The 25,689-nt window shown below is 62.2% G+C and carries 26 protein-coding genes; 13 read left to right on the top strand and 13 right to left on the bottom strand.

The genetic code is table 11. The features are described 5' to 3' along the window. Positions 1-28 precede the first annotated feature (28 nt). From GNP00_RS11240 to GNP00_RS11225, 4 genes are all read right to left on the bottom strand, one after another. The gene (locus GNP00_RS11240; protein ID WP_011581498.1) at positions 29-874 is read right to left on the bottom strand and encodes a cytochrome c1; all 846 of its coding nucleotides are present in this window, start codon (positions 872-874) and stop codon (positions 29-31) included. A gap of 24 nt (positions 875-898) precedes the next feature. Beyond that, the gene (locus GNP00_RS11235; RefSeq protein ID WP_011581499.1) at positions 899-2,185 is read right to left on the bottom strand and encodes a cytochrome b; all 1,287 of its coding nucleotides are present in this window, start codon (positions 2,183-2,185) and stop codon (positions 899-901) included. An 18-nt stretch (positions 2,186-2,203) separates the two neighbouring features. Further along, the gene (gene petA, locus GNP00_RS11230) at positions 2,204-2,776 is read right to left on the bottom strand and encodes a ubiquinol-cytochrome c reductase iron-sulfur subunit (RefSeq protein ID WP_011581500.1); all 573 of its coding nucleotides are present in this window, start codon (positions 2,774-2,776) and stop codon (positions 2,204-2,206) included. A 223-nt stretch (positions 2,777-2,999) separates the two neighbouring features. Beyond that, positions 3,000-3,308 (bottom strand): DUF6665 family protein, encoded by a 309-nt coding sequence (locus tag GNP00_RS11225; RefSeq protein ID WP_011581501.1) that lies wholly within the window; start codon positions 3,306-3,308, stop codon positions 3,000-3,002. Between the two features lie 137 nt (positions 3,309-3,445). On the opposite strand from GNP00_RS11225, the gene GNP00_RS11220 reads away from it, so the two are divergent. Then, positions 3,446-4,072: a LysE family translocator gene (locus GNP00_RS11220; RefSeq protein WP_011581502.1), complete on the top strand. Its 627-nt coding sequence runs from the start codon at positions 3,446-3,448 to the stop codon at positions 4,070-4,072. A gap of 3 nt (positions 4,073-4,075) precedes the next feature. Here the strand turns inward: GNP00_RS11220 and hemF are convergent, their stop codons facing one another. Beyond that, entirely contained in the window at positions 4,076-4,990 is a 915-nt protein-coding gene (hemF, locus tag GNP00_RS11215) for an oxygen-dependent coproporphyrinogen oxidase (RefSeq protein WP_011581503.1), read from the bottom strand. Positions 4,991-5,099: 109 nt separating this feature from the next. Here hemF and GNP00_RS11210 point away from each other — a divergent pair, with 109 nt between their 5' ends. After that, a complete protein-coding gene (locus tag GNP00_RS11210; RefSeq protein ID WP_011581504.1) occupies positions 5,100-5,363 on the top strand; it encodes a hypothetical protein in 264 nt (87 codons plus the stop codon). A gap of 19 nt (positions 5,364-5,382) precedes the next feature. Here GNP00_RS11210 and GNP00_RS11205 read toward each other — a convergent pair whose 3' ends face one another. Next, positions 5,383-5,844, bottom strand: a complete 462-nt coding sequence (locus GNP00_RS11205; protein WP_011581505.1) for a tRNA (cytidine(34)-2'-O)-methyltransferase — start codon at positions 5,842-5,844, stop codon at positions 5,383-5,385. A 282-nt stretch (positions 5,845-6,126) separates the two neighbouring features. Between GNP00_RS11205 and GNP00_RS11200 the strand changes: the two genes are divergently transcribed. The 4 genes from GNP00_RS11200 to GNP00_RS11185 all read left to right on the top strand — a co-directional run bounded on the left by GNP00_RS11200 (position 6,127) and on the right by GNP00_RS11185 (position 10,496). Further along, positions 6,127-6,405 carry a hypothetical protein gene (locus GNP00_RS11200; protein ID WP_041544732.1) on the top strand — a complete coding sequence of 93 codons (279 nt, stop codon included), beginning with the start codon at positions 6,127-6,129 and terminating at the stop codon, positions 6,403-6,405. 17 nt (positions 6,406-6,422) lie between these two features. Beyond that, positions 6,423-8,270 carry an ABC transporter ATP-binding protein gene (locus tag GNP00_RS11195; protein WP_083764596.1) on the top strand — a complete coding sequence of 616 codons (1,848 nt, stop codon included), beginning with the start codon at positions 6,423-6,425 and terminating at the stop codon, positions 8,268-8,270. Next, complete coding sequence (locus tag GNP00_RS11190; RefSeq protein ID WP_011581508.1) at positions 8,267-10,150, top strand: ATP-binding cassette domain-containing protein; 1,884 nt, start codon at positions 8,267-8,269, stop codon at positions 10,148-10,150. Before GNP00_RS11195 ends, GNP00_RS11190 begins: the two co-directional genes overlap by 4 nt. A 160-nt stretch (positions 10,151-10,310) precedes the next feature. Then, complete coding sequence (locus GNP00_RS11185; RefSeq protein ID WP_011581509.1) at positions 10,311-10,496, top strand: DUF1059 domain-containing protein; 186 nt, start codon at positions 10,311-10,313, stop codon at positions 10,494-10,496. Positions 10,497-10,548: 52 nt separating this feature from the next. On the opposite strand, the gene GNP00_RS11180 is transcribed toward GNP00_RS11185, so the two are convergent. The 3 genes from GNP00_RS11180 to GNP00_RS11170 are packed head-to-tail and all read right to left on the bottom strand — an operon-like array spanning position 10,549 to position 13,018. Then, positions 10,549-11,778 (bottom strand): CCA tRNA nucleotidyltransferase, encoded by a 1,230-nt coding sequence (locus GNP00_RS11180; RefSeq protein ID WP_011581510.1) that lies wholly within the window; start codon positions 11,776-11,778, stop codon positions 10,549-10,551. Continuing rightward, positions 11,775-12,410, bottom strand: coding sequence for a CoA pyrophosphatase (locus tag GNP00_RS11175; RefSeq protein WP_011581511.1), 636 nt, complete (start codon positions 12,408-12,410; stop codon positions 11,775-11,777). Before GNP00_RS11175 ends, GNP00_RS11180 begins: the two co-directional genes overlap by 4 nt. Then, complete coding sequence (locus tag GNP00_RS11170; RefSeq protein ID WP_011581512.1) at positions 12,407-13,018, bottom strand: DUF1285 domain-containing protein; 612 nt, start codon at positions 13,016-13,018, stop codon at positions 12,407-12,409. The genes GNP00_RS11175 and GNP00_RS11170 overlap by 4 nt, the downstream gene beginning before the upstream one ends. 161 nt (positions 13,019-13,179) lie before the next feature. On the opposite strand from GNP00_RS11170, the gene GNP00_RS11165 reads away from it, so the two are divergent. From GNP00_RS11165 to GNP00_RS11145, 5 genes are all read left to right on the top strand, one after another. Next, entirely contained in the window at positions 13,180-14,202 is a 1,023-nt protein-coding gene (locus GNP00_RS11165; RefSeq protein WP_011581513.1) for an AAA family ATPase, read from the top strand. 8 nt (positions 14,203-14,210) lie between these two features. Continuing rightward, positions 14,211-15,116: a DUF58 domain-containing protein gene (locus GNP00_RS11160; protein WP_011581514.1), complete on the top strand. Its 906-nt coding sequence runs from the start codon at positions 14,211-14,213 to the stop codon at positions 15,114-15,116. Then, entirely contained in the window at positions 15,113-17,941 is a 2,829-nt protein-coding gene (locus tag GNP00_RS11155) for a DUF4159 domain-containing protein (RefSeq protein ID WP_011581515.1), read from the top strand. Before GNP00_RS11160 ends, GNP00_RS11155 begins: the two co-directional genes overlap by 4 nt. A 247-nt stretch (positions 17,942-18,188) precedes the next feature. After that, positions 18,189-20,261 carry a membrane protein gene (locus GNP00_RS11150; protein ID WP_011581516.1) on the top strand — a complete coding sequence of 691 codons (2,073 nt, stop codon included), beginning with the start codon at positions 18,189-18,191 and terminating at the stop codon, positions 20,259-20,261. A gap of 100 nt (positions 20,262-20,361) precedes the next feature. After that, complete coding sequence (locus tag GNP00_RS11145; RefSeq protein ID WP_011581517.1) at positions 20,362-21,219, top strand: hypothetical protein; 858 nt, start codon at positions 20,362-20,364, stop codon at positions 21,217-21,219. Between the two features lie 13 nt (positions 21,220-21,232). Here the strand turns inward: GNP00_RS11145 and GNP00_RS11140 are convergent, their stop codons facing one another. Further along, positions 21,233-21,805 (bottom strand): GNAT family N-acetyltransferase, encoded by a 573-nt coding sequence (locus GNP00_RS11140; protein WP_011581518.1) that lies wholly within the window; start codon positions 21,803-21,805, stop codon positions 21,233-21,235. Between the two features lie 286 nt (positions 21,806-22,091). Between GNP00_RS11140 and GNP00_RS11135 the strand changes: the two genes are divergently transcribed. Then, positions 22,092-23,081 (top strand): glutathione S-transferase family protein, encoded by a 990-nt coding sequence (locus GNP00_RS11135; RefSeq protein ID WP_011581519.1) that lies wholly within the window; start codon positions 22,092-22,094, stop codon positions 23,079-23,081. A 33-nt stretch (positions 23,082-23,114) separates the two neighbouring features. Here the strand turns inward: GNP00_RS11135 and GNP00_RS11130 are convergent, their stop codons facing one another. Further along, a complete protein-coding gene (locus GNP00_RS11130) occupies positions 23,115-23,612 on the bottom strand; it encodes an NUDIX domain-containing protein (RefSeq protein ID WP_011581520.1) in 498 nt (165 codons plus the stop codon). Positions 23,613-23,663: 51 nt separating this feature from the next. Here GNP00_RS11130 and GNP00_RS11125 point away from each other — a divergent pair, with 51 nt between their 5' ends. Further along, complete coding sequence (locus tag GNP00_RS11125; RefSeq protein WP_011581521.1) at positions 23,664-24,587, top strand: metallophosphoesterase family protein; 924 nt, start codon at positions 23,664-23,666, stop codon at positions 24,585-24,587. Between the two features lie 53 nt (positions 24,588-24,640). On the opposite strand, the gene GNP00_RS11120 is transcribed toward GNP00_RS11125, so the two are convergent. Both GNP00_RS11120 and GNP00_RS11115 read right to left on the bottom strand, forming a co-directional pair. Further along, positions 24,641-24,835: a DUF3955 domain-containing protein gene (locus GNP00_RS11120; RefSeq protein WP_041544734.1), complete on the bottom strand. Its 195-nt coding sequence runs from the start codon at positions 24,833-24,835 to the stop codon at positions 24,641-24,643. A 108-nt stretch (positions 24,836-24,943) separates the two neighbouring features. Further along, on the bottom strand, positions 24,944-25,543 hold the full coding sequence (locus GNP00_RS11115; protein ID WP_041544735.1) for a hypothetical protein: 600 nt from the start codon (positions 25,541-25,543) through the stop codon (positions 24,944-24,946). Positions 25,544-25,689 lie beyond the last annotated feature (146 nt).

The raw sequence follows: 25,689 nt of genomic DNA, 5'->3' as shown, positions 1-25,689 counted from the left end.
GCCCTTTGTTCCGATTTCAGGCCTACTGCTAGTGCAGTTCGGCCCAGATCTTGCGTTTGGTGAGATAGACCAGCCCTCCGAAAAGGAGCAGGAAAATCACCACCGTGAAGCCGGTCTGCTTACGTGCCTCCAGATGCGGCTCCGCAGCCCACATCAGGAATGCCGAGACGTCGCGGGAATACTGATCGACCGTTTCAGGAGCCCCGTCGTCATAGGTCACCTGGCCGTCGGAGATCGGAGGCGGCATGGCAAGAGCCGGACCGCTGATGAAATAAGGATTGTAATAGGTGCCTTCAGGAACCTGGAGCCCCTCCGGCGGGGCTTCGTCATAGCCCGTCAACAGAGCATGGATGTAGTCCGGCCCGCCTTCGGCGTATTGCGTGAAGATATCGAAGATGAAGGTCGGGAACCCGCGCTCCACGCCGCGCGCCTTGGCGATCAACGATAGATCGGGTGGGGGAGCGCCGTTATTGGATGCCGCTGCCTGCTCCGGGTTGGCGAATGGCGACGGGAAATAGTCCGAAGGCGTGCCGGGACGCTCGAACATGTCGCCCGCCTCGTTCGGACCATCCTGTATCTGGTACTCGGCCGCGATGGCGCGCACCTGCTCATCCGAATAGCCCAGAGCCTCCAGGTTGCGGAACGCCACCATGTCGAGTGAATGGCAGGCGGAGCAAACCTCGCGATAGACCTTGAAGCCGCGCTGCAACTGCCCCTTGTCATAGGTTCCGAACGGCCCCGCAAAAGACCATTCCTGCGGTTCGGGATGGTGCAGCGGATAATGCGGCGTCGCTTCTTCTTCCTGAGCCCCGGCTGAGGTGGCGAGCGCAAGACCAAGCCCGAGAGCCCCCAGAGCGTGGAGAAACATTCTCATTTCCAAAATCCCCTTGCGCATCGCTTAGCGTTGGCTGACCGGCTGGGCGGCCAAGGAACCGGCCTTGTTCTTCTCCAGCACCGCCTCGGTGATCGAGTTGGGAAGCCGGCGTGGCGTTTCGATCAAACCGAGAACCGGCATGACGACCAGGAAGAAGGCGTAGTAGTAAAGAGTCCCGATCTGCGCCATCGCCACATAAAGCCCTTCCGCCGGACGAGAGCCAAGCCAGCCCAGCAGGATGGCATCCGCAACGAACAGCCAGAAGAAGATCTTGTACCAGGGCCGGTAGGCCGCGGAGCGAACCTTGGACGTATCCAGCCATGGCGTGAGGAACAGCAGTGCGATCGAGCCGAACATCACGAGCACGCCGCCGAGCTTGGAGTCGATCGGGCCTATATTGAAGGTGATGGCGCGCAGCATCGCGTAGAAGGGCAGGAAGTACCACTCAGGCACGATGTGGGCCGGCGTCTTCAGCGGATCGGCTTCGATATAGTTGTCGGGATGGCCGAGATAGTTCGGCATGTAGAAGACGAAATAGGCGAACACGAACAGGAACACGACCATGGCAAAGCCGTCTTTGATGGTCGCATAGGGCGTGAAGGCCACCGTATCGGTCTTCTGCTTCACCTCGATGCCGGTCGGATTGGTCTGCCCCGTGACATGCAGCGCCCAGATATGGAGTATGACGACGCCCGCGATCATGAACGGCAGCAGATAATGCAGCGAGAAGAAGCGGTTGAGCGTGGGGTTTTCCACCGCGAACCCGCCGAGGAGCAGCTGCTGGATCCAGTCGCCGACCAGCGGGATGGCCGAGAAGAAACCGGTGATCACCGTCGCGCCCCAGAAGCTCATCTGGCCCCAAGGCAGCACATAGCCCATGAAGGCGGTCGCCATCATGAGAAGATAAATGATGCATCCGAGGATCCACAGCAGCTCGCGCGGCGCCTTATAGGAACCGTAATAGAGGCCGCGGAAGATGTGCACATAGACCGCCACGAAGAAGAACGAGGCGCCGTTGGCGTGCAGATAGCGCAGCAGCCAGCCGGAATTGACATCGCGCATGATTTTTTCGACCGACCCGAATGCGAGCTCGGTGTTTGCCGCGTAGTGCATTGCAAGAACCACGCCGGTCAGGATCTGCGCCGCCAGCATAAGGCTGAGAATGCCGCCGAACGTATAGGCATAGTTCAGGTTGCGCGGCACAGGATAGGCCACGAAAGAATCATAGATGAGACGCGGCAGCGGAAGGCGGGCGTCTATCCAGCGGCCGAAGCCCGTCTTGGGTGTATAGGTAGAATGTCCACCGCTCATGAAATGCGCCCCCTTCGCCTAACCGATCTGAACGACCGTGTCGGAGATGAACTGAAAGGCCGGAATGGCCATGTTTTCCGGCGCAGGTCCACCGCGGACGCGCCCTGCCGTATCGTAGACCGAACCGTGGCATGGGCAGAACCAGCCGCCATACTCACCCGACTGGCCAAGCGGAATGCAGCCAAGATGGGTGCACACGCCGATCATGACGAGCCAGTTCTCCTTGCCCTCGCCTGCCGAACGCGCAAGATCCGTCGCCGGCGTATCGGCCGGAAGGTTGTCGTTGCGCGCGACCGGATCCTTGAGCTGATCGAGCGGCGTTTCCTGTGCCGCCGCAATTTCCTGCTCGGTCCGATTGCGGATGAAAACGGGATGGCCGCGCCACTTGACCGTCAGCGACATGCCAGGCTGCACGGCCGACACATCCACCTGGATGGACGCCAGAGCGAGCGTGGAGGCATCGGGACGCATCTGGTCGATGAACGGCCATGCGACTGCAGCCGCACCGACGGCCCCGGCCATGCCGGTGGCTACGTAAAGGAAATCGCGACGGCTGTGTTCCGGGATGTGGGTCGAATCGGTATCGCTCACGGGACTGTGGTCCTTTCACCTCATGCCTGCCGGAAGAAGCGAGGAAAATCACGCGCCCATCAAGTGTCTCCGCGACGAGCGGACGTGTTCCCCCGGCAATTGGCGTTGGTTTCTATGCTCGACGCCTGGACTTGTCCAGACGCCCTTGGACGACAGGGCAGATTGTCGCGGGGAAAATGCCGCGCGGCACCCAAACCGGGCGGATTCAAACGCGCATAAGGCTTTAACGAGCGCCAAGCCGCGCCAGAACGGCGCGCGGGATCGCCATCTGACGCACAATGTCGTCATGCCGCTTCAGGCCACATAGCTCACGTTGGATAAAATAGGCGTAGACCGCGTCTGCAGCTTCACGCAGAAGATCGCGGCGCTCCGCCTCCCCTCCCGCGTGCGCCGCAAGCCTTGCAAGACTTTCCTCGGCGCGTTTTCCGGCATTTCCGAGAGAGACCGCCATCTCCCCGGCGAGCTCGTAGTCGAGCGCGCCGATCCCGGTTTGCGGAAGACGGACGTTTCCGGAGCCTGGAGGACGCAGCATGAAATCTCTTTTCGCACCAAATCTCGACGGAATTGCGAACCCGCAATATGGTGCGCGATGGAGCGAATGTCATCATTCCCGTGAATTCGACTTCCGAACAACCGGGTCGATATCCGGCACTTGAAGGGTAATCTCCGATGAGTCTGCTAGAGATCGTCACCTTTGCCATCGTCGCGGCCCTTCTCGTCCTCTCGCCGGGGCCGAACGGCGTTCTGATCGCCAAAACCGTTCCGACCTCGGGCAGGGCGGCGGGCTTCGCCAACATCGCCGGGTTCTTCGCCTCCTTCTACCTGCACGGAACCCTTTCAGTGCTCGGCATTTCAATCATTCTCGTACAGTCCGCGGAGCTCTTCTTTATCGTCAAGATGCTGGGCGCCGCCTATCTCAGCTATGTCGGCTTAAAGGCGCTCTGGCAGGCATGGAAGGGAATTGGCCCAGCGAATATCGCACCGGCCAAAAGCCGCCGCACCCTCGCCCGCGCAGTGGCGGAAGGCTTCCTCACCAACGCACTGAACCCGAAGGTCTCGATGTTCTACCTGGCGGCCTTCCCCCAGTTTATCCCGATCGGAGCGGAAGCCCAATGGGGATTCGTATTGGTGACGATCCACGCACTCACAAATGTGGTCTGGTTTTCCAGCCTCGTTCTGCTCTTCTCCGTATTCAAGGGGGTTGGCAGAAGAGCTTGGGTGCAGCGCTGGCTGAAAGCAATCACCGGAGCGATTTTCGTCGGCTTTGGGCTCAAGCTCGCAATGCTGAAGGCTTGATGCCTACGGCCACTTCACCACGGGCGGCAGGCTGGACAGGATAGAGTTGACATTCCCGCCGGTCTTGAGCCCGAAAATCGTGCCGCGGTCGTAGAGCAGGTTGAATTCGACATAGCGCCCGCGGCGAATGAGCTGTTCTTCCCGGTCGGCCTCGGTCCAGTTGGTGTTGAAGTTCTTCCGCACGATGTGCTGATAGACCATCACAAAGGCGCGCCCGACATCCTGGGTGAAGGCGAAATCCGCATCCCACCCTCCATTCTCTTCCGGGCTCTTGAGCCAATCGTAAAAAATGCCGCCGATCCCGCGTGGCTCGTTCCTGTGCGGCAGGAAGAAATATTCCTCGCACCAGTTTTTGAATTTCTCGTAGTCGGCCACCGCTGCGTGCCGTTCGCAGACGAAACGCATTGCCTTGTGAAAGGCAATTGCGTCCGGGTCCTCCTGGCTGCGCCGGCGGTTGAGCATCGGCGTGAGGTCGGCCCCGCCTCCAAACCATTGCCGGGTTGTCACCACCATGCGCGTGTTCATATGCACTGTGGGGACATGAGGATTTTGCGGGTGGGCGATAACGGAAATACCGGAGGCCCAGAAGCGCGGATCCTCCTCCGCTCCCGGAATCTGCCGGCGGAATTCGGGCGAAAACTCCCCATGCACGGTTGAGGTGTGCACGCCCACTTTCTCAAACACGCGGCCATGCATGATGGACATTACGCCGCCCCCGCCCGCGCCCTCCTGGCGCAGCCAGGGCGTTTGCTCGAAGCGTCCGGGAGCATAGGACGAATGAGGGCCGGAAAGCTCGTCCTCCAATCCTTCCAGCGCGGCGCAGATTTTGTCGCGCAGCGTTTCGAACCACGCCCGCGCCGCTTCCTTCTTGTTTTCGACGTCTTCGGGCAGTCCCGCCGGGATATGGGGTTGTTCCATGGCGTTCCTCTTATGCGCCGCCCTCCCCGACCACTGGCGGCGACAAATGACTCGCAATTTCACGGTGCGATCCCTAATCTCCTTATGTGCCGGGTCAAGGAGTTCTTTTGTGCGAGTACCCGCCAAACCACCGCTTGAAGGGCTTAAGCGCAGCCTCGACAAAAAGCGCGCAAAGGGCGAAGCCAAGCGCCTGCCGCGCGACGGATTTGTACGCGAAACCTTCGCTCTGCCGCGCCAGGAAGCGCGCGCCAAGGCCCGCGAATGGCTGGAGCGCTGGCCCAAGCAGGCCTATTGGACGGAAATCGAAAGCTGGGCCGAGCGTCCGGGCGATGTGATCGAATTCACCATGCGGCGCCTGCCGAGCGCGGATTGATACCTTCCTGCGGGAAGCCTCAGCGCACCTGCCGCACCGCTTCACCGCAGGCCATCGCGGCGGCCATCGCCACATTCAGGCTGCGCGTTCCTTCCTTCATTGGAATGACCAGGCGATAATTGACTGCGTTGTGGACATGATCCGGCACGCCGGATGATTCCCGGCCGAACATGAGGATGTCCCCGTCCCGGAAAGAAAAACATTGGTAAGGAACCGTTCCTGCCGTCGTGAACAGGATGATCCGGCGCGCTTCCTGGTGCCGCCAGCTATTGAAATCCTCCCACGAGGCATGGCGCCGAAGCGCGGCAAGCTCCAGATAGTCCATGCCCGCCCGCTTCAGTGCGCGGTCGGAAAGGTCGAAGCCGGCCGGCTCGATCAGGTCGACGGCCAGGCCAAGACAGGCCGAAAGGCGCAGTATCGCGCCGGTATTGCCCGGAATGTCGGGCTGGAAAAGTGCGATACGGAAGCCCAGTTGCGGCATGTTGTCCCTTACTGTCACGCGAAAGCCACAGCCGGCGGTTGAGGCACCACTGCCTTGCCAAAGCGTCTGGCCATGTCGCGCCTGAATGGATATAACGCCGGCTACCGAAACGTAAACCGTCGGAGGCAGACATGGATATCCGAATGATTTCCTTTACCTGCCCGCGGCCCTGGCTTGGGCACGCGGCCTGACGGCGGTTTTCGTTCCGAAGCTTCTCCAGACTTCACAGACGTAAGAGCGAATCCGCCGGAACCCGTTCCGGAAATTCTCAAGGATTCGCAAATGTCTGCCAAATTCCCCAAGGAGCCCAAGGCTCCTGAAAACCTGGTCTCTTTGGCCGAAGCCGCCGCTCCTCCGGTTACGGTCGGCAGCGCTCCCGCCATGACCCTGTCAGGAGCTTTCGCCGCGGCGCTTGGCACAAGGCCGCAATTGGGTCATCCCGGGTCGAAGGCTCCCCCCGAAACAGGCGGCAGGAAGCCGCCCGTCCAGGAACAGGCCGCACCCCGGATCAGGAACAGCAAGCCCGGCGCACCACTCACCCCGCGCAAAGGGCACCGTTAGACTTCGAGGATTGAATGATGTTTCGCTGGTTTGAACAGCGCCTTGATGCCTTCCCGGCAGAAGAGCCGCAGGAGCCGCCAAAGACTCTCGTCGCCTTCTGCCTCCATTTCACGAAAGGCGCGTGGCCCTATATCGCTGCATCCGCCGTCGTCGCGGCGATGATCGCCATCGCTGAGGTCTTGATGTTTGCCTTTCTGGGAAACATCGTCGACTGGCTGTCGCAGCACGATAGGGCAACATTTCTTCAGACCGAGGGCTGGAAGCTCGCCGGCATGGCCTTGGTCGTGCTCCTTTTCCTGCCCGCCATCGTCTGGCTTCATTCGTTCCTGCTGCACCAGACGCTGATGCCCAATTATCCCATGCGCATCCGCTGGCAGGTGCACCGCTACCTGCTCAAGCAGTCCATGGCGTTTTATCAGGACGAGTTCGCCGGCCGCATCGCCACCAAGGTGATGCAGACGGCGCTTGCCGTACGCGAATGCGTGATCAAGCTGATCGACGTCTTCAATTACGTGACGGTTTATTTCACCGGCATGCTGATCATCGCAGCCGCGGCGGATTACCGCCTGGCCGCCCCGCTTGCGGTCTGGCTCGTCTGCTACATCCTGCTTTTGCGGCATTTCATTCCGCGCATGGGCAAGGTTTCACAGCAACAGGCAGACGCACGCTCGCTGATGACCGGCCGTATCGTCGACAGCTATACGAACATCCAGACCGTAAAGCTGTTCTCCCATGCGCGCCGCGAGGCGTCCTATGCGCGCGAGAGCATGAACGGCTTCCTCGATACGGCTTATCGCCAGATGCGGCTGATCACCGGTCTCTACGGCCTGCTCTATATGCTGAACTCAGCCTGCCTTTTCGTCGTTGGAGCCCTGTCGCTCTGGCTATGGCTGAACGAGATCGTCACCGTCGGGGCGGTCGCGGTGGTGATAGCGCTTGTGATGCGGCTTTGGGGCATGTCGCAGTGGATCATGTGGGAGATGACGATGTTGTTCGAAAACATCGGCACCGTGCAGGACGGCATAGGTACCATCTCGCAGCCGCGCGTCGTGGAGGACGAACCGGAGGCGAAGGAGATCGTCGTCCCCAAAGGTGAGATCACCTTCGAAAGCATCCGCTTCCACTACGGCAAGAAGGGCGGGGTCATCGACGATCTCTCGCTGACGATTCAGCCCGGCGAGAAGGTAGGGCTTGTGGGCCGCTCGGGCGCGGGAAAGTCGACATTGGTCAACCTTCTGCTGCGCTTCTACGATCTTGAAAGCGGCCGCATCCTGATCGACGGGACCGATATTTCGCGGGTAACGCAGGATTCGCTTCGCGCGCAGATCGGCATGGTAACGCAGGACACATCCCTGCTGCACCGCTCCGTCAGCGACAACATTCTATATGGCCGGCCAGACGCCGATGACGAAATGGTGAGAAGGGCTGCGGAAAGCGCCGCTGCACTGGATTTTGTCCACGCCCTGCGCGATATCAAAGGGCGCACGGGCTTCGATGCCCATGTGGGCGAACGCGGCGTCAAGCTCTCCGGCGGCCAGCGCCAGCGCATAGCAATCGCCCGCGTGATGCTGAAGGATGCGCCGATCCTTATCCTGGACGAGGCCACCTCCGCGCTCGATTCGGAGGTCGAAGCGGCCATCCAGGAGAATCTCTACCGCCTGATGGAAGGAAAAACCGTGATCGCCATCGCCCACCGCCTTTCCACCATCGCCGCCATGGATCGGCTGGTGGTGATGGACGCGGGCCGCATCCTCGAACAAGGCACGCATGAGGAACTGATCGACAAAGGTGGTCTTTATGCCCAGCTCTGGCGGCGGCAGTCGGGCGGCTTTCTGGAACTCGAGCCGGCGGAGGCAGCCGAGTGAACGCGGAAGAGGATCTCAGGCGCGATCTCGGCAACCGGCTCTGGCGGCGTGCCGAAGGGGTGATCGACCCCTTCGGCGACACCGACCGTGAAGTGCTGCCGGAGAACGCCCGCGACTTCATCCTCTTCTTCGCGAAACAGGCAAAACTGCCCTTTGCCCTGCTTCTGGTGGCGGGAGCCCTCGCGGCCATCGTGGACGCCGGGCTCTATTGGGCTCTCGGATGGCTTGTGGATCTGCTCGACCGCTCCTCCCCCGCCACTTTTCTTTCCGATCACTGGCCGCAGCTGGCGGCGCTTGCCTTCTTTGTCCTCGTGGTGCGCTCGCTGGTGATGGTCGCCAACACGATCGTGGAACAGCAGGTAATCTCCCCCGCCTTCTATCAGCGCGTGCGCTGGCAAGCCTTCCGGCGGGTGATGGAGCAGCCATACGAGTTCTACCAGAACGACTTCGCCGGCCGCATCGCCACGAAGATCCTGCAAGGCGCGGAAGCAACCGGCGACTTCATCACCTCCACTCTACAGACCATGTGGAGCTTCCTCACCTTCTTCGTGCTGGCCGGCACCATTCTTGCCACGCTCGATCCGCTGATGGGGGTCGTGCTCCTTGTCTGGCTTGTCTCCTATCTCACCGTGGCGCGGCTTCTGCTGCCGCCTCTGCGGCGTGCTGGACGGCGCACGGCCGACGAACGCTCCGCGATGAACGGCCGCATGGTCGACGCTTTCACCAACATCATGGCCGTCAAGCTCTTCGACAGCGGCAGGCGCGAGCACGGCTATGTGCGCGAGAGCATGATGAACCTGCTCAACGCCATCTGGGCGCTGGGGCGCGCGGTCACGCGGGTGCGCGCCGCGATCACTATCATCAACGGTATCATGATCACGGCCGTGGGCGCGCTTTCAGTGACGAGCTGGATGAACGGCACCGCCAGCACCGGTGAGATCGCGACCGTAATGGGCCTCATGTTCCGGCTCAACCAGATGTCGGGCTATGTGATGTTCAACATCAACGGGCTCATCCGGTCCTACGCCACGGTGCAGGACGCGACCGGCACCATTTCGCGCCCGCCCGCGATCCGCGATGCTTCCGATGCCCGCACCATGCCGCCGGCCAAGGGAGACATCCGCTTCGATGATGTTTCGTTCCACTACGGTCGCGAGGGCGGCATCATCGAGGGCCTGAACCTCCACATCAAGCCCGGCGAGCGCGTGGCGCTGGTTGGTCCCTCAGGCGCCGGCAAGACGACCATCGTGAATCTGATGCTGCGCCTCTTCGATGTGGAGGGCGGGCGCATCCTGCTCGACGAGCAGGATATCCGCGAGGTGACGCAGGCGTCTCTCCGCAGCCAGTTCGGGGTCGTCAGCCAGGAACCGATCCTGATGCACCGCTCGATCCGCGACAACATCGCCTATGGCCGGCCGGGGGCGAGCGATGCGGATGTCGTCGCGGCGGCGAAGCGCGCCCGCGCGCATGATTTCATCATGGGCGTGCGGGACCCTGCCGGCCGCAGCGGCTATGATGCCCATGTGGGCGAGCGTGGGGTAAAACTTTCCGGCGGACAGCGCCAACGCATCGCCATCGCACGCATGATGCTGAAGAACGCACCGATCCTGATCCTGGACGAGGCCACCTCCTCCCTCGATTCGGAGGTCGAGGCGGCGATACAGGACAATCTCGAACAGTTGATGGAAGGAAAAACGGTGATCGCCATCGCCCACCGCCTCTCCACTATCGCTGCCCTCGACCGGGTGATCGTTCTCGACCACGGCCGCATTGTCGAAGAAGGCAGGCACGAAGACCTCATCCGCGACGAGGGCCTTTACGCCCAGCTTTGGAAGCGGCAATCCGGCGCCTTTCTGGAGGGCCGGCTGGCGGCGGAATGAATTAGCCACTGCCCGCTAAGAGACCGCGATTTCAATCACTTGCGCTTAAGATCTCCATCAGATCCGCCGGAAAAATACAAAACGTGATCTTGTCCCGGGCGGAACTGCCCCCAGATATCGTGTATGGTTAGAGATGCCATAGAACGGAGGAGTTTGAACGATGAAGGAATTTCATTGCGGATCGCTGGTCCCCGGTTGCGAGTGGCATACCCGTCATGAAGAGGAGGCGGAGGTAATGCGCCGCGCGGTGGAACACATGCGCGAGGTGCATGGCGAGACGATCATCCGCGAGAGCATGATCGAGGCGATCCGCTCCCGGATCGTCCAGCAGCAGGACGCTGCGTAGACAGCCGTTCAACAGATCAAAGGAAGGGGCGCCTAAGGCGCCCTTCTGTTTTTTAAAGCAGATCTTCGCGCGAAAGCGAAAAGCCCGAGGCAATCCATTTCTCTTCGAGTTCGGCCAGCTTTGCGCCAAGTTCCTTCCCCGGCTTGAAGCCTCTTTCCAGCAGATCCCTGCCCCGAACAGGGAACACCGGCTTTTCCCAGCGCGCGGTAATATCGAGCAGGCGTTGGTAGCCGGCGGCCTCGATCAGCGCCTTGTCGCTCTCGACAGCGCGCGCCCGGGCGGAAGCAAGGCCGAGCCGCAGCCGCCATGCCATGCCGCCAGCCTCGCTTCGGTAAAGGAGCTTCAGGAACTCTCCCTCCTTCAGCGACGGGTCCGGCTGGGAAGACTCTGCCCAGGATACCAGGGCGGCACCCTCCGCCTTGGAAAGGCGCAGTCGCGCTGCGAGCTTTTCGATACGCTCCGGGTCCGGGGGCACGATCGAGGCCAGCCGCAGGAGAGGCTCCACCGGCCAGCCGAGCGCCCGCTCCGTCTCGACCAGCGAGTGAATCGCGTCGATGCCCCATTTTTCCGTTTCGGGCAGAACCTGCGTAAGCACGCCCGTCTGCCGCATCCAAAGCAACGCGCGCGAGGGATCTGGAGCGGCCAGAAGTTTCTTCAACTCCATCCAGATGCGCTCGACGGAGAGGCCCGAAAGCCGGTCCTTCAGCCGCGCGCAGGCCTTTAGGCCCTCCGCATCCGGCCGGCCCGAGCCGTACCAGGCAAAGAAGCGGAAGAACCGGAGGATACGCAGATAATCTTCACGGATGCGTTTTTCCGGCTCGCCGATGAAGCGGAGAGTGCGCGATTGCAGATCCGCCAGGCCGCCGACAAGGTCGACCACCCGGCCACCGGGCTCCGCGTAAAGCGCATTGATCGTGAAGTCCCGCCGCTCCGCATCCGCTTTCCAATCACGCCCGAAGACCACGCGCGCGTGCCGCCCGAACGTTTCCACATCCGCGCGCAGGGTTGTAACCTCGTAAGGGGTGCCCTTGGCGATTACGGTGATCGTGCCGTGTTCATAGCCGGTCGGCACGACCTTGAAGCCCGCTGCTTTCGCCCGGCGGATCGTCTCGTCGGGAAGATTGGTGGTGGCGATATCGATATCGGTCACCGCCTCGCCAAGAAGCGCATTGCGGACAGCGCCGCCTGCGATGCGGGCTTCTTCCCCGCCTTCGTTGAGGATTTCCAGCAGTGGCTGAAGGCCCTGCTGATCGAGCCAGGGAGCACCGGCGATCGTGGTCATCGGGCATAGAGCCTTTCATAAAGCATATGCAGAATGCCGGCGGTGATTCCCCATATGAAGCGCTCGCCGTAAGGCATTGTGTAGAAAAAGCGTTCCCTCTCCTGCCAAATGCGGCTTTCGCGCCGATGATTGGCAGGGTCCATCAGGAAGGAAAGCGGCACCTCGAAGGCATCCTCCACCTCGTCGGTGTTCAGAACCAGGGCAAAATCGGATTGCACCACCGAAAGCACCGGGCGGATGCGATAGCCACTGCCGGTGACATAATCGGGCATGCGCCCGACGACCTGGATAAGGGCCCGGTCAAGCCCGATCTCCTCCTCCGCCTCGCGAAGTGCCGCATCCTCAGGCGAGGAATCGGTCGGATCTATGCGCCCGCCAGGAAAGGCGATCTGTCCCGAATGCTGCCGCAAGCGGCTCGACCGTTCCGTAAGGATGACCGTCGCCCCGCCCGCATGGTTCACCACTGGAACAAGCACGGCAGCGTCATGCAGCCCGTCGCGCAGGAAAAACTGCTTCAAATCCGGATTCAGCCGGTGGTCGCCATAGGCCTCGCCCGCCAGCGCGGGATCCTGGGCCGCGGCCCGCCGCCGGAAGTCCTCGGCCGAAAAGAGGGAGACGTCCTGAGTGCTCATGCGAGTGAGCCCTCCAGTTCTTCCATGGACATTACGGGAAAGGCCTTGCCCCTGGAGCGGACAGCAAACATGCGTCTGCCGCCGATATGCATTTCTTCACCGAGCGCCACGAGCTCGTACATTACTGATCGTGCGACAAGCGCCTCCAGCCGCCCTCGCACATGCACATAGGGCTTCATGCCTCCCGTTCCCGGCTCTTGCGCAAAGCGCATTGGGTGCTCCGGCCCCGCCTCGACCACATCGCCCACATTGGTGCGAAAGGTGAGCGCCTGGGCATCGCCTTTTCCGGTTACCGCGAGTTCCACCGCGAGGAAAGGCGCGTCTTCCACGCGGATCCCCACCTTCTCCACGGGCGTCACGAGATAGGTTTTGCCGTCCTCGTCCTTTCGCAGCACGGAGGAAAAAAGCTGCACAAGCGGCATACGGCCGATCGGCGTGCCCAGATAGTACCATGTGCCGTCCGCCCTGATCTCCATATCGAGATCGCCGCAGAAGGGAGGATCCCAGCGCTCGACGGGAGGAGGCCCCTTCCCGGCGCGGGCCGCACGGGCAATCAGGGCGGAAAGCGCCTCCGCCCCCTGCGGCTTTGCCATCGTGCCTTTCGCCATATGCTCCATCCCGGTTTCGGCTCTCGTCACGAAATAGTCACTGTTATCCGGCTTGTCAGCTATACGAACTCATCTAAGTTCGTTCCGAGGTGGCCCGCTGCGATTCCTTGCCCTGAGTATTGCAGCCTCGCCACGCTGGCAGAGCGCGAGGACCAAGCCGAATGAGCATCATCGCCAGAGACCATGCGACCGGCCCGAAGGCAATCAGCGACGAACAAATGGTGGCCCAGGCGGAGGCTGCGCTGGCAGACATCGCCCGTGTGCGAGAGGGGGTCGGAAAGGTTATTTTCGGCCAGGAGGAAGTGGTCGAGCGTGTGCTGGTGGCGCTTCTGGCCGGAGGTCACGCGCTTCTGGTGGGTGTGCCCGGACTGGCCAAGACAAAACTGGTTGAAACGCTTGGCGTGGTGCTGGGGCTCGATGCCCGGCGCATCCAGTTTACGCCGGACCTGATGCCGTCGGATATCCTCGGCTCGGAAGTGATGGAGCAGGGCGAGAACGGTCGGCGTTCCTTCCGTTTCTTGCCCGGCCCGATCTTCGCACAGCTCCTGATGGCCGACGAGATCAACCGCGCCAGTCCGCGAACCCAGTCGGCGCTGCTCCAATCCATGCAGGAATATCATGTGACGGTGGCAGGCCAGCGCTACGACCTGCCCTCGCCCTTCCACGTCCTCGCGACGCAGAACCCGCTGGAGCAGGAAGGCACTTATCCGCTTCCGGAAGCCCAGCTCGACCGCTTTTTGATGCAGATCGATATTCTCTATCCGGAACTCGAGGCCGAACGGCGCATTCTCCTGGAAACGACGGGTGTCGAAGAGGCCCGCCCCGCGAACGTGCTGACGCCGGTTCGGCTCAAGGAAATCCAGATGCTGATCCGCCGGATGCCTGTGCCGGAGACCGTTGTGGAAGCGATCCTGGCCTTGGTGCGTTCCGCCCGGCCGGGGGTCGGCCACCCCGAGACAGACCGGCATGTGAGCTGGGGTCCGGGACCTCGTGCTAGTCAGGCGCTGACGCTTTGTGCCCGCGCACGCGCGCTCTACGAAGGCCGGCTGGCGCCGTCGATTGACGATGTGCGCGCTCTTGCCGAGCCGGTGCTGCAGCATCGCATGGCGCTCACTTTCGCCGCGCGTGCAGAGGGCATGAGCGTGCGCGACGTCATCGCACGGTTGGTGAAGACACTCGATTGAGAGGCTGAATGGCGCGAATCGGCGAAGTCACCGCCCCCGTCACGACGCAGGATGCGCTCGTACGTGCGCGGACGCGAGCTTCGCTCGTGCCGGACCTTCTCGTCCAGGCACGCCGTATCGTCGGCAATGTGATTGCCGGATGGCACGGGCGGCGCCGGCGCGGTATCGGGGAAAATTTCTGGCAGTTCCGGCCCTATGTGGAGGGCGAGGCAGTGGCCCGCATCGACTGGCGCCGCTCCGCCCGAGACGAACACATCTATATCCGTGACCGGGAGTGGGAGGCCGCGCACACGGTGTGGCTTTGGGCCGACCGCTCGCCTTCCATGCTCTATCGCTCCACCCTCTCTGACGTTTCCAAGGAGTCCCGTGCGCTGGTGCTGATTCTGGCGCTCGCCGAGCTCTTGTCGCGCAGCGGTGAGCGCATCGCCTGGCCCGGGCTCACCGATCCTTTTGCCGCGCGCAACGGAGCCGAGCGGCTGGCGCAGCATGTGGCGCACGCGGAGCCGAGCGCCACCCATCCCGACCTGGCCCAGGTGCGCCGCTTCTCGGATGTGGTGGTGGCCAGCGATTTCCTCGACCCGCCGGAAGAGACGATGCGATGGCTCGATCCGCTGGCGCGCGTCGGCGCGCGGGCGCACCTGGTCGAGGTGGCAGACCCGGCGGAAGAGAGCTTTCCATATGCTGGGCGTACGGAATTCCGTGATCCTGAAACGGGCGAGAAGCTTACCTTCGGCCGCGCCGAAACGCTGGGGGAGGACTACCGCCAGCTCTATCTCGCCCGGCGCGAAACCTTGACCGGCTGGTGCAAGAAACGCGGCTGGAGCTACACCGTCAATCACACTGACAAGCTCGCTTCCGACGCGCTGATCCGGGTGCATACGGCCATGACGGTCGAGATGGATGGCGGCCGATGAATTTCCTGCCGCTCTCCTTCGGCGCGCCAATGGTCCTGTGGGGGCTGATCGCCCTTCCGGTCATCTGGTGGCTCTTGCGCCTGACGCCGCCGAGGCCGCAGCAGGAGACGTTCCCTCCGCTACGGATCTTGGCCCGCATCGCCCGGCGCGAGGAAACGCCGCATAAGAGCCCCTGGTGGCTCACGCTGCTGCGGCTGCTGCTCGCCGCATTGGTGATTCTTGCGCTGGCAGACCCCGTCTTCAATCCACGCGAGCGTATCGCGGTGGGCGGGCGCGGCTTGGCCCTCGTGCTCGACAATAGCTGGGCGGCCGCACCCGATTGGGAGCGGCGCGTGGCAACCGCCGCGCGGCTGATCAATGATGCGCGGGCGCAAGCTGTTCCGGTGGTTCTCGCCCTGACGGCGGAAAGCCCGGCGCAGGATGTCGGCCCCTTCGATGCGGAAACGGCGCTCGAGCGGCTGAACGCCGCCGAGCCGCGGCCTGTACCCACCGACCGCCCGGCAATCTACGGGCGGGTAGCGCAAGCGCTTGCGGAAATGCCCGGCGCCAGCCTCGCGCTTTTGACGGATGGGCTGGCAGCCGAAGGCGACGAGGAAGCCTTCCAGAGCCTGTTCCAAAGCGAATTATCCAACGTGCTCTGGGTAGGCCCCGGCGCGCTCTCGGCCATTGCGCTCTCCGACAGCGCGAACGAGCCGGAGCGCTTCACCGTGACTGCCGTGCGTCCCGAGGGCGAGACCGGCCCGCGGCAAGTGACCGCCTATGCCTCGGATGAGCAGGGCCGGCGGATCGCGGAAACGGCGATCAGCTTCGGTCCGGGGGAAGCGCAGGCGACCGGGCAGATGACCGTGCCTTTCGAGCTGCGCAATGATTTTGCGAGCGTTGCTATCGATGGCGAGAACCATGCGGGCGCACTGAGGTTGCTCGATGAGAATTCGCGGCGCCGCCGGGTTGGCCTTCTTTCCCAGAACGAGGCTGACCAGGCACAGCCCTTGCTGTCGCCCCTCTACTACATCCGGCGGGCGCTCGGCCCTTATGCGGATTTGGTGGAGCCCTCCAGTCCGGATCTGACAGAAGCGATCCCGCAGCTTCTTGAGCAGCACCCTGCGGCGATCATCATGGCCGATGTCGGAACGCTTCCGGAATCCGTGCGCGGCCGTCTTATCGAGTGGATGAGGGGTGGCGGAACGCTGATCCGTTTTGCAGGCCCGCGGCTTGCAGCAGCCGAAAATGACGAGGAACTGCTGCCGGTGCGGTTGCGCACTGGAGAGCGTTCACTGGGCGGAACGCTCTCATGGTCGGAGCCGCAGCCGGTCGCCGAATTTCCCGCGGGCGGGCCTTTCTCGGACCTTTCCCCCCCGCAGGACGTGACCGTCAGCCGGCAGGTGCTGGCGGAGCCCTCCGCCGACATCGTGGAGCGCACCTGGGCCAATCTCGCCGACGGCACACCGCTCGTCACCAGTGCGCAGCGCGATGAAGGCCGGGTAATCCTGTTCCATACAACGCCGGAGGCCACCTGGTCGAACCTGCCCATTTCAGGCACCTTTGTCGAGATGCTCCGGCGCATCGTGCAGCTTTCCCGCAACCAGGGAACCGTCACGGCCAATGCGGATCCACGTGGTGGACAGCTTGCGCCCTACCGCATGATCTCGGCCACCGGCACGCTGGTGCCGCCAAGCCCGGAGGCAGAACCGCTTAGCCCAGGCCGGGATACGCCCGTGACTCTTGCCCATCCGCCCGGTTTCTATGGTTCGGAGGAAGGCGTGGTGGCGCACAATCTTCTGAAGCCCGGAGCAACGCTCGCCGCCATCGCACGGCCTGCCGCCCCGGTACCGATAACCGAGGCGAGCTATGCGTTCGACAGTTCGCGGCCGCTGAAAGGACCTCTTATGGCGGCAGCGCTCGCACTGCTTGCTCTCGACACGCTCGCGGTGCTTTGGCTGGGCGGGCTTTTGTCGCGCCGGTCAGGCAGGGCCCGAACGGCAGCGAAGGCCACCGCGGTCCTTGCTGCTGTTGTCCTGTTCGGCTTTATGTCGCCCGATGGCGCAATGGCCCAGATAGACGAGCCGCAGCCGACCGACCAGGAGGCAATCGAGGCCATTTCGGCGACAAGGATCGCCTATGTGGTCACCGGCGTTTCCTCAGTCGACACCGTGAGCCGCGCCGGCATCATGGGATTGTCACGGTTTCTTGCGGAAAAGACGGCGCTGGAGCCCGGCGAACCGGCGCCGGTGGACATTTCGAAAGACGAGCTTTCCTTCTATCCGCTCATCTATTGGCCGATCGATGCGGGCGCTCCCATGCCCTCGGAAGAAGCGATCGCCCGCATCGACGCCTATATGCAGCAGGGCGGCACGGTGCTCTTCGATACGCGCGACCAATATGCGGGAGGATTTGGGGCGTCCGGGTCCGTTACCCCTGAAACGCAGCGGCTGCGCGATATCCTTTCCGGCCTCAATGTGCCGCCGCTGGAGCCCGTGCCGGACGACCATGTGCTGACGAAGGCATTTTACATCCTGCCTGATTTTCCCGGCCGCTACCGCGGGAGCGCCCTTTGGGTGGAGGCTTCGACATCCGAAAGCCGCGCGGACCGACCGGTACGGACAGGCGACGGCGTGACGCCCATCATGATCACCGGAAACGACCTCGCTGGCGCTTGGGCGATCGACGGCAACGGCGACCCGCTGCTTCCCACCGTCCCGGCTGATCCCATGCAGCGCATGCTGGCGCTGAGGTCGGGCGTCAACATCATCATGTATATGCTGACCGGCAACTACAAGTCCGATCAGGTGCACGTGCCCGTCCTGCTCGAGAGGCTGGGACAGTAAAGATGAGCGGCGACCTGCGCATCCCCACCCGCCTCTGGCCTGCCGGCCATCTCCCCCTCAAGGGGGGAGATCAGCTTTCATGGGCAATTTCGCCAATCGCCAGCGCTGCACAGCAGGAGCCGGCAAAGCGGCCGGAGCAATCTCCCCCTTTAAGGGGGGGATGGCCGGCAGGCCAGAGGGGGATACGGCAGCACTCGGCCGCTCACCATACCGCGAAGCGCACTGACCATTTCGACAGGAGCGCGCCGTGAACTGGTCGGTGAGTTTCGAGCCCCTCTTCTCCTGGACCGTGCTTGCAGCAGGGCTCATCCCTCTGGCGCTTCTCATCGCGCTCAGCCTGTTGCTGGGCCGGCGCGGCGCCCTGCTCCGCCTTGCGGCGCTTGCGGCATTGGCCCTCGCGCTTGCCAATCCGGTGCTTCTCGATGAAGAGAGGGAGCCGCTCAAGAGCGTTGTCGCCGTCGTGCTGGATAAAAGCCAGAGCCAGGACATAGGCGACCGCGCGGAAAGGACGCGGCAGGCCGCCGAGGCGCTGCAGCAACGACTCCAGGCTTTTGATCAGTTCGAAGTGCGCATGGTGGAGGCAGGCCGTGGCGAGGCAGCCGACGAGCGCACGCAGACACGCCTATTCGACGCCCTGTCGAGCGCCCTGCGCGACGTACCGCCCTCTCGGGTCGCCGGCTCCATCATGATCACCGACGGACAGGTGCACGACACGCCCTCCAACACCGCCGGCCTCTCAGGGCCGCTCCATGCGCTGATTACCGGCCAGGAAGACGAACGCGACCGGCGCATCCGCTTCGAGCGCGCGCCCCGCTTCGGTATCGTGGGCCAGCCCATGGAAATGACCTACCGGGTGCTGGACACAGCCGGCGAAAGCGGCTCCACGGAAGTGGAGATCTACGTGAACGGCCAGCTTTCTTCGGTTGATCAGGCGGTGATCGGGCAGGAAATGCCTTTCGAGATCACGCTGCCCACGGCCGGCAGGAACATCGTGGAACTTCGTGTTCCGGTCGAGGAAGGCGAGATTACCGACAGCAACAACCGCGCCGTGGCGCAGGTGGACGGGATTCGTGAGAACCTGCGTGTGCTGCTCGTCTCCGGTGAGCCGCACTCGGGCGAGCGCACATGGCGCAACCTCTTGAAGTCCGATGCTTCCGTCGATCTCGTCCACTTCACGATCCTGCGCCCGCCGGAGAAGCAGGACGGTACGCCCATCAACGAATTGTCGCTTATCGCCTTCCCGACGCGCGAGCTGTTCGTCGAAAAGATAAATGACTTCGACCTCATTATCTTCGACCGTTACCAGCATCGGGACGTGCTGCCGATCCTCTACTACGATTACATCGCCGAATATGTGCAGAACGGCGGCGCCCTGCTGATCGCGGCGGGGCCTGAATTCGCGGGTGAGCAGTCGATCGCGCGAACCCCGCTGATCTCGGCCCTGCCTGCCCTGCCCAATGGCGAGGTGTTGGAGCAGGGCTTCCATCCGCGGGTGAGCGAACTCGGCAAGCGCCATCCCGTTACCCGGGCGCTCGACGGCTCGAATGCCGAGCCGCCCGATTGGAGCCGCTGGTTCCGCATCATCGGCGTCGACCGGCCCGACGGTCAGGCGGTTATGCAGGGGCCGGACGGGCGCCCGCTGCTCCTCCTTGCCCGCCAGGGCGAAGGCCGCGTCAGCATGTTCCTTTCCGATCAGGGGTGGCTCTGGGCGCGGGGCTATCAGGGCGGAGGCCCCTACGTCTCGCTCTATCGCCGGATCGCCCATTGGCTGATGCAGGAGCCGGAACTGGAGGAAGAGCGGTTGACGGCGGACGGCCAGGGCATGACCCTGGACATTACCCGGCAAACTATGGCCGACGAGGCGGGGACGGCAACCGTGACCACTCCCTCCGGGGCCACCCGCGAGGTGCCGCTGGTTGCCTCCGAGCCTGGGCTCTTCCGCGCCACCTTGGAGACGAACGAGATCGGCCTTTTCCAGGTGCGCAACGGCGATCTGACAGCTCTTGCCCATGTCGGACCGATCAATGCGCCTGAATTCGCCGATACCGTTTCCACCGAAGAGGTGCTGCGCCCGGTGGCCGAGGAGAGCGGCGGCAGTGTGCGCCGGCTCACGGCGGGCGTGACCGGTGTGAACCTGCCCAACATCGTACCGGTGCGAGCCAATGCGACTGTTGCCGCAGGGCGCGACTGGGTAGGCCTCAGAACGACCAATGACAGCGTGCTGAAATCCGTCAGCCGCGTGCCGCTCTTCGCCGGCTTCCTGGGCCTCGCGCTTCTCCTGATCGCGCTCGGCTCGATGTGGTACCGGGAGGGGCGGTAACTTCAGATATCTGCTCCAGCGTCACACCGGCTTCATCGACCATTTCTAACCTAGCCGGGTTGAGGGTGCCCCACCGGGTGCGGAAAATCTGGAGAACAACATGCCTGCCAAAGCCTTTTGGGCGGCCGTTCCGCTGGCCGTAACGATGATTGCTATACCTGTGACGGCGCAGGAGAGTGAGCCTCCGGCGATGAAGTCGGAGGTCATCGAGGTCTTCGCAATTCCTGAAGCCAACCAGGGCATTGGGGTCGATGCCGAGCATTTTTACGCCATCGACAACACGGTGATCGCCAAGTATTCCAAGGGCAACAAGACGCTCGTCAAGTCGGTCAACTACGAGGACAGGGGCGCGATCCATTTCGATAGCGCCGCCATTGTCGACGGCAGGATTTACGTCGCGCACTCGAACTATTCGACCTGGCCAATGACTAGCTCCCTCGAAATATTCGACGCCGCGACGTTGGATCACGTGGACAGCTACAGTTTCGGCATCCAGCTCGGATCCTTCACCTGGATCGACCGGGCTCCTGATGGTTCCTGGTGGGGCGGCTTCGCCAATTACAATCGCGTCTTCGACAAGAGCCCTGTCGCTTACGGCAACAAGTTCAACACCCAGGTGGTGCGCTTCACACCGGATTGGGAGATAGCGGAGCAATATGTCATTCCCGACGCGATAGTCGAAAAGTTTGATGATATGTCGAATTCCGGCGGCTCCTGGGGACCGGACGGCAATCTATACCTGAGCGGTCACGATCCGGCCGAAGCTTACGTCATGCAGGTGCCCGAAATCGGCTCGACCCTCAAATGGCTTGCCACCGTCCCCCTCGAAATCCGCGGTCAGGGCATCGCTTGGGATCGCTCGCAGCCTGGCGTCCTTTACGGCATCGTCCGCGGCAAGGGCGATGAAGAGAACCGCGTCAGCGTCAACCGGGTCGAGATCGAGAACCTCGGGCAATAGGCGGCGAAGTGGGTTAGCCCACTTGCTTTAATAGCTTTTCCATCGGTGGAGGTGAGGCAAGCGGTATGGCAGGCCCCCGCCTTGACATCGCCTCATGCATCACCATCCCCTGAAGCTCGGCAAGCGCACCCTTCTTCAGCTCCGCGGCGAGCAGGCGGCCGGGGTCCACGGGCCGTGGCATGGCGAGCTGGCCGGAAGGAACCGGCTTAAAACCGAACGGGCCATAATAGGGCTCGTCGCCTACCAGGACGACGACCCCGGCCCCGACCTCCCGTGCCGCCTGGAGGGCGATCCTCAGGAGCTTCCTGCCGATGCCCTGGTTCTTGTAGGCGGGCCGAACGGCAAGCGGACCGAGCAGAAGACCGCTGCCCTCGCCCGCGATGATGCGCGATAGCCGCACCGAGGCGATGACCCTGCCCTTATGCAGCGCCACGAAGGAAAGCGCGCGCTCGTGCGGTCCGCCCTCGCGGATCTTGTAGGCCGCCTTGGCAAAGCGGCCCGGCCCGAAGGCTTCGGCGTTGATGTCTTCGATTTCAGGATAGTGCGCCGGAGCTTCCGGCAGGAAAACGACGTCGGCAGAGGCCATGGCAAGGTTCCGGTAGGTTCAAAAGGGACATGTGCGGCGCAGGCGCGATGTTTACCGCGCGCCCATTCGGCGCTTAGCCCTTTCGTCGTCGCTCCACCCGGAAATAGATCATGCCTCTCTTCTCCCAAAGCGCCGTTCCGCTAGCACCAAATATCGCCACCGTCCACAGGATTGATTACCTGCAGGCCCTCGGAACCGATTTTATTGACGATGCGTCTACCTCGAAAAGCTTGGGAAGGCGAAAGCAGAGTCCTAAATCCGGTCTTTGAGAAAAGGAGAGAAGCGCATGGGTTTGCTTGTCGAAGGCGCGTGGCAGGACAAATGGTACGATACCTCCAAGACCGGCGGCCGGTTTGAGCGATCGAAATCGCAGTTCCGTGACTGGGTGACCAGAGACGGAAGACCGGCGGAAGGGCGCACGCGCAGCTTTAAGGCAGAGCCCGGACGATATCACCTCTATGTCTCCTATGCCTGCCCCTGGGCCCACCGAACCCTGATCTTCAGAAAGCTGAAGAAGCTGGAGGATGCTATCTCCTTTTCCGTTGTGCACCACTTCATGGGAGAGAACGGCTGGACTTTCAAGAACGAGGATGGCGCCACCGGCGACGACCTCTATGGACTGGATTACCTGCACCAGATCTATACCAAAGCGGACCCGCATTACTCCGGGCGTGTAACCGTGCCCGTATTGTGGGACCGGAAGACGGAAACGATCGTCAGCAACGAATCCGCGGAGATCATCCGCATGCTCAATTCCGCCTTCGACGAATGGGGCGATGCTTCGCTCGATTTCTACCCGGAGTCACTGCGCAGCGAAATCGATACGGTGAACGAGCTTGTCTATGCAAACATCAACAACGGCGTCTACCGCGCGGGCTTTGCGACCACGCAGGAAGCCTATGAGGAGGCTTTTCGGCAGCTCTTCGAGACACTGGATGTGATGGAAGGACGGCTGTCGCGGCACCGCTATCTCCTGAGGGATCGGCTCACCGAGGCCGACTGGCGGCTTTTCACCACCCTCGTAAGGTTCGACCCCGTTTATCACGGGCACTTCAAGTGCAATCTGCGACGCATCGCGGACTATCCCAACCTGTCGAACTACCTGCGCGAGCTCTACCAAATGCCTGGCGTGGCCGAGACCGTGAACATGCTTCACATCAAGGCGCATTATTACGGCAGCCACAGGACCATCAATCCGACCGGCGTCGTGCCGCTGGGCCCCGAGCTTGACTTTGCCGTGCCGCATGACCGGGAAAGGTTTGCCAAAGCTGCTTGAACATACCCCTCCCCCTCTGAGACTAGGGAACCGCTACCAATCTGCCGAAACTTCCAAATCGCTGAAAATCTCGCCGAGGCGGCGGCGGGTGCCCTCCGTCGTTCCCTCAGGCAACGCATCGAGCGGAAAGAACCGGGCATCCGCGATTTCCAGATCGGGCTTGCGCGGAGCGGTCTGCGCGAATTGCGTAATCAGATAGATCGCCACGTGATCACGACGGCTCGCCTTGCCGTTAAAATGGATAGACTTGAGCTGCGGCGCTCCGGTGAGCACGATATTGCCTTCCTCCTGAAGTTCTCGGGCAAGGCAGGAAAGCATGGTCTCGCCCGGTTCGACCCCGCCTCCGGGCAGATGCCAGCCGCCCACATAGGTGTGCTTCACCAGGAACACCTCACGCCGCTGCTGATCGAAGACCACGCCGCGAACACCGAGCGTCAGCGGACGCCGGAACAAGTGCCAGAGGTGAAAGAGTTTTACGCGAAACCGCATCTGCTCGGCAGTTCGCGTTTCGGCATGGGCGGGTGAAGGCATCGAATTCTCTTAGGGCTGGTAAGCCGCGACGGGGTGTTTTACAGAAACATCATGTTTCGATTGGCACATTTTTCCGATATCCATTTGGGCCCCCTTCCCGAGCTTTCCTATCGCGAACTGATCTCGAAACGCATCACTGGCTATATCAATTGGCATCGCAGGCGGCGGGTCAATCTCGACAACGGCATTATCGACCTCATCAGCAACGATATTCTGGCGTCGGCTCCCGATCATATCGCGCTGACTGGCGATTTGGTGAATCTGGCGCTCGACCGCGAGATCGAAATGGCGCAGCTGTGGCTTGAGAGTCTTGGTACGCCCGCTGATATTTCCGTCGTTCCTGGCAACCACGACGCCTATGTGCCGCACGCGCTGAACAAGGCCTGCCGCGCCTGGGGCGCTTATATGACCGCAGACGGGGCGGAACCGATCACCGATCGCCATCAATTTCCCTATATGCGGGTGCGCGGGCCTGTGGCGATTATCGGCCTGTCTTCCGCGCGGGCGACGGCACCCTTTCTCGCCAGCGGTTACTTTACCGAGGAACAGGAGAGCCGCGCCTGCGAGTTGCTGGAAGAAGCGGCCGACCGGAAGCTCTTCCGCGTCCTTCTCATCCATCATCCGCCCGTGCGCGGCGCAACAGGCCAGCACAAGCGGCTGTTTGGCATTTCCCGCTTTCAGAGCATGGTGCGCAAATACGGCGCCGAGCTTGTACTGCACGGGCACACACACCTACCGACGGTGCACCGGATCGATGGCAGCAATGGAGCAAGCGTGCCGGTGGTGGGTGTCGCCGCTGCAGGACAGGCCCATGGCGCGGCGCTGCCCGCCGCGCATTACAACCTGTTCGAGATCATGGGCGCACCAGGTACATGGCAGGTGCAGTTGATACGGCGCGGGGTGGCCGAGCCGGGCGGGAAGGTCGTGCAACTCTCCACCCAATGGCTGATCTCGACAGACCGCGCACCTGCTTAAAGTGAAGAATCGAAACTTAGGGCAATTCCGCGTTTCCTGCGCTTATGAGAGTGTCACCCCTTCGAAGCAAGGCCCACGAAGAAGCAGACGCCGCTCGCGGCAAGCGAGATCATGCCGATGGGCGCCAGGAAGAGCGGTTCGTGCATATATCCCTGCTCGTCCACATAGCTACCGATGAGCATAAAACCGACTAGGGAGATAATTGCCAACAACGCAAAGAAGGCCGAGGCCCAGAAAAATTTATTCATCAAAATAGCTCCGAAGAAGAAGCAACCACTAAAAATATGTAGAGCCTTGCGGATGAGAGCGGCTAAATTATGCCGCACCGCGATTTAGAGCCATTATGGCCCTGTAAGCTATTGAAAATACCGATGCAGTTCGGGGAAGCGGTCCCATAGAAGCAGAATAATCGAGGCGGTGCCGACAATTCCCCCGAGAATTACAAGAAAGAATGAAGCGAGGAACGGGCCCCGCGCGCGGCCTTTGCGGGCCACGACGTCCTCGACCGGTTCCTCCTCCGTTGCGCGCGGCAGGGAAAAGATTTCTCCTTCCAGATAGCGCTGACGCTCCACCATGCGTTCGGCAATGTAGCGGGTCACGAGGTCGGCGATTGGCGCAATTTCGGTCGATTCGCCAAGCACCACGCGGCCAAGCCGGGTATCGCGCAAAAAGCGGTATGTGCGCCGGTCAGGCCCCATCACCACATGGGCAACCGAATCGATCCAGAGACGTGGCTGCTGGCCGGAAGAGATGGCGAAATCGAACGCCGGATCATCCTCCGGAACCTCGGCGAACACAGGAGCAAGCTCCTGCGCCAGAATCTCTAGCCGCGCTCGGGTCGATTCACGCATATCGACCACGACATCCTCGCGGTCGGCGGCTGCGGTCTTTATCTCGCGAACCGCCTCGGCAAGGCGGTGCACCTTTGGTGCCGTGTTCTGACCAGCCTCGCTCATCATGGTTCTCCCAAGCGGCTCAAGCTAAATTTACCGTTAACATGAACCAATAGGAAAATCATCACACGATTAAGGTAGCAAGAGAGTGGGGAAATAAGGCAATAGGAGAAAACGAACCGGCTGCATGGCCCCTACTGCCCTATTTT

The organism is Chelativorans multitrophicus (genome assembly GCF_011317445.1).
In the GTDB taxonomy this organism is placed as follows: Bacteria; Pseudomonadota; Alphaproteobacteria; order Rhizobiales; family Rhizobiaceae; genus Chelativorans; species Chelativorans multitrophicus.
Note: the sequence above shows the minus strand (reverse complement) of the source record. Positions and strands in the feature narration are given on the sequence as shown.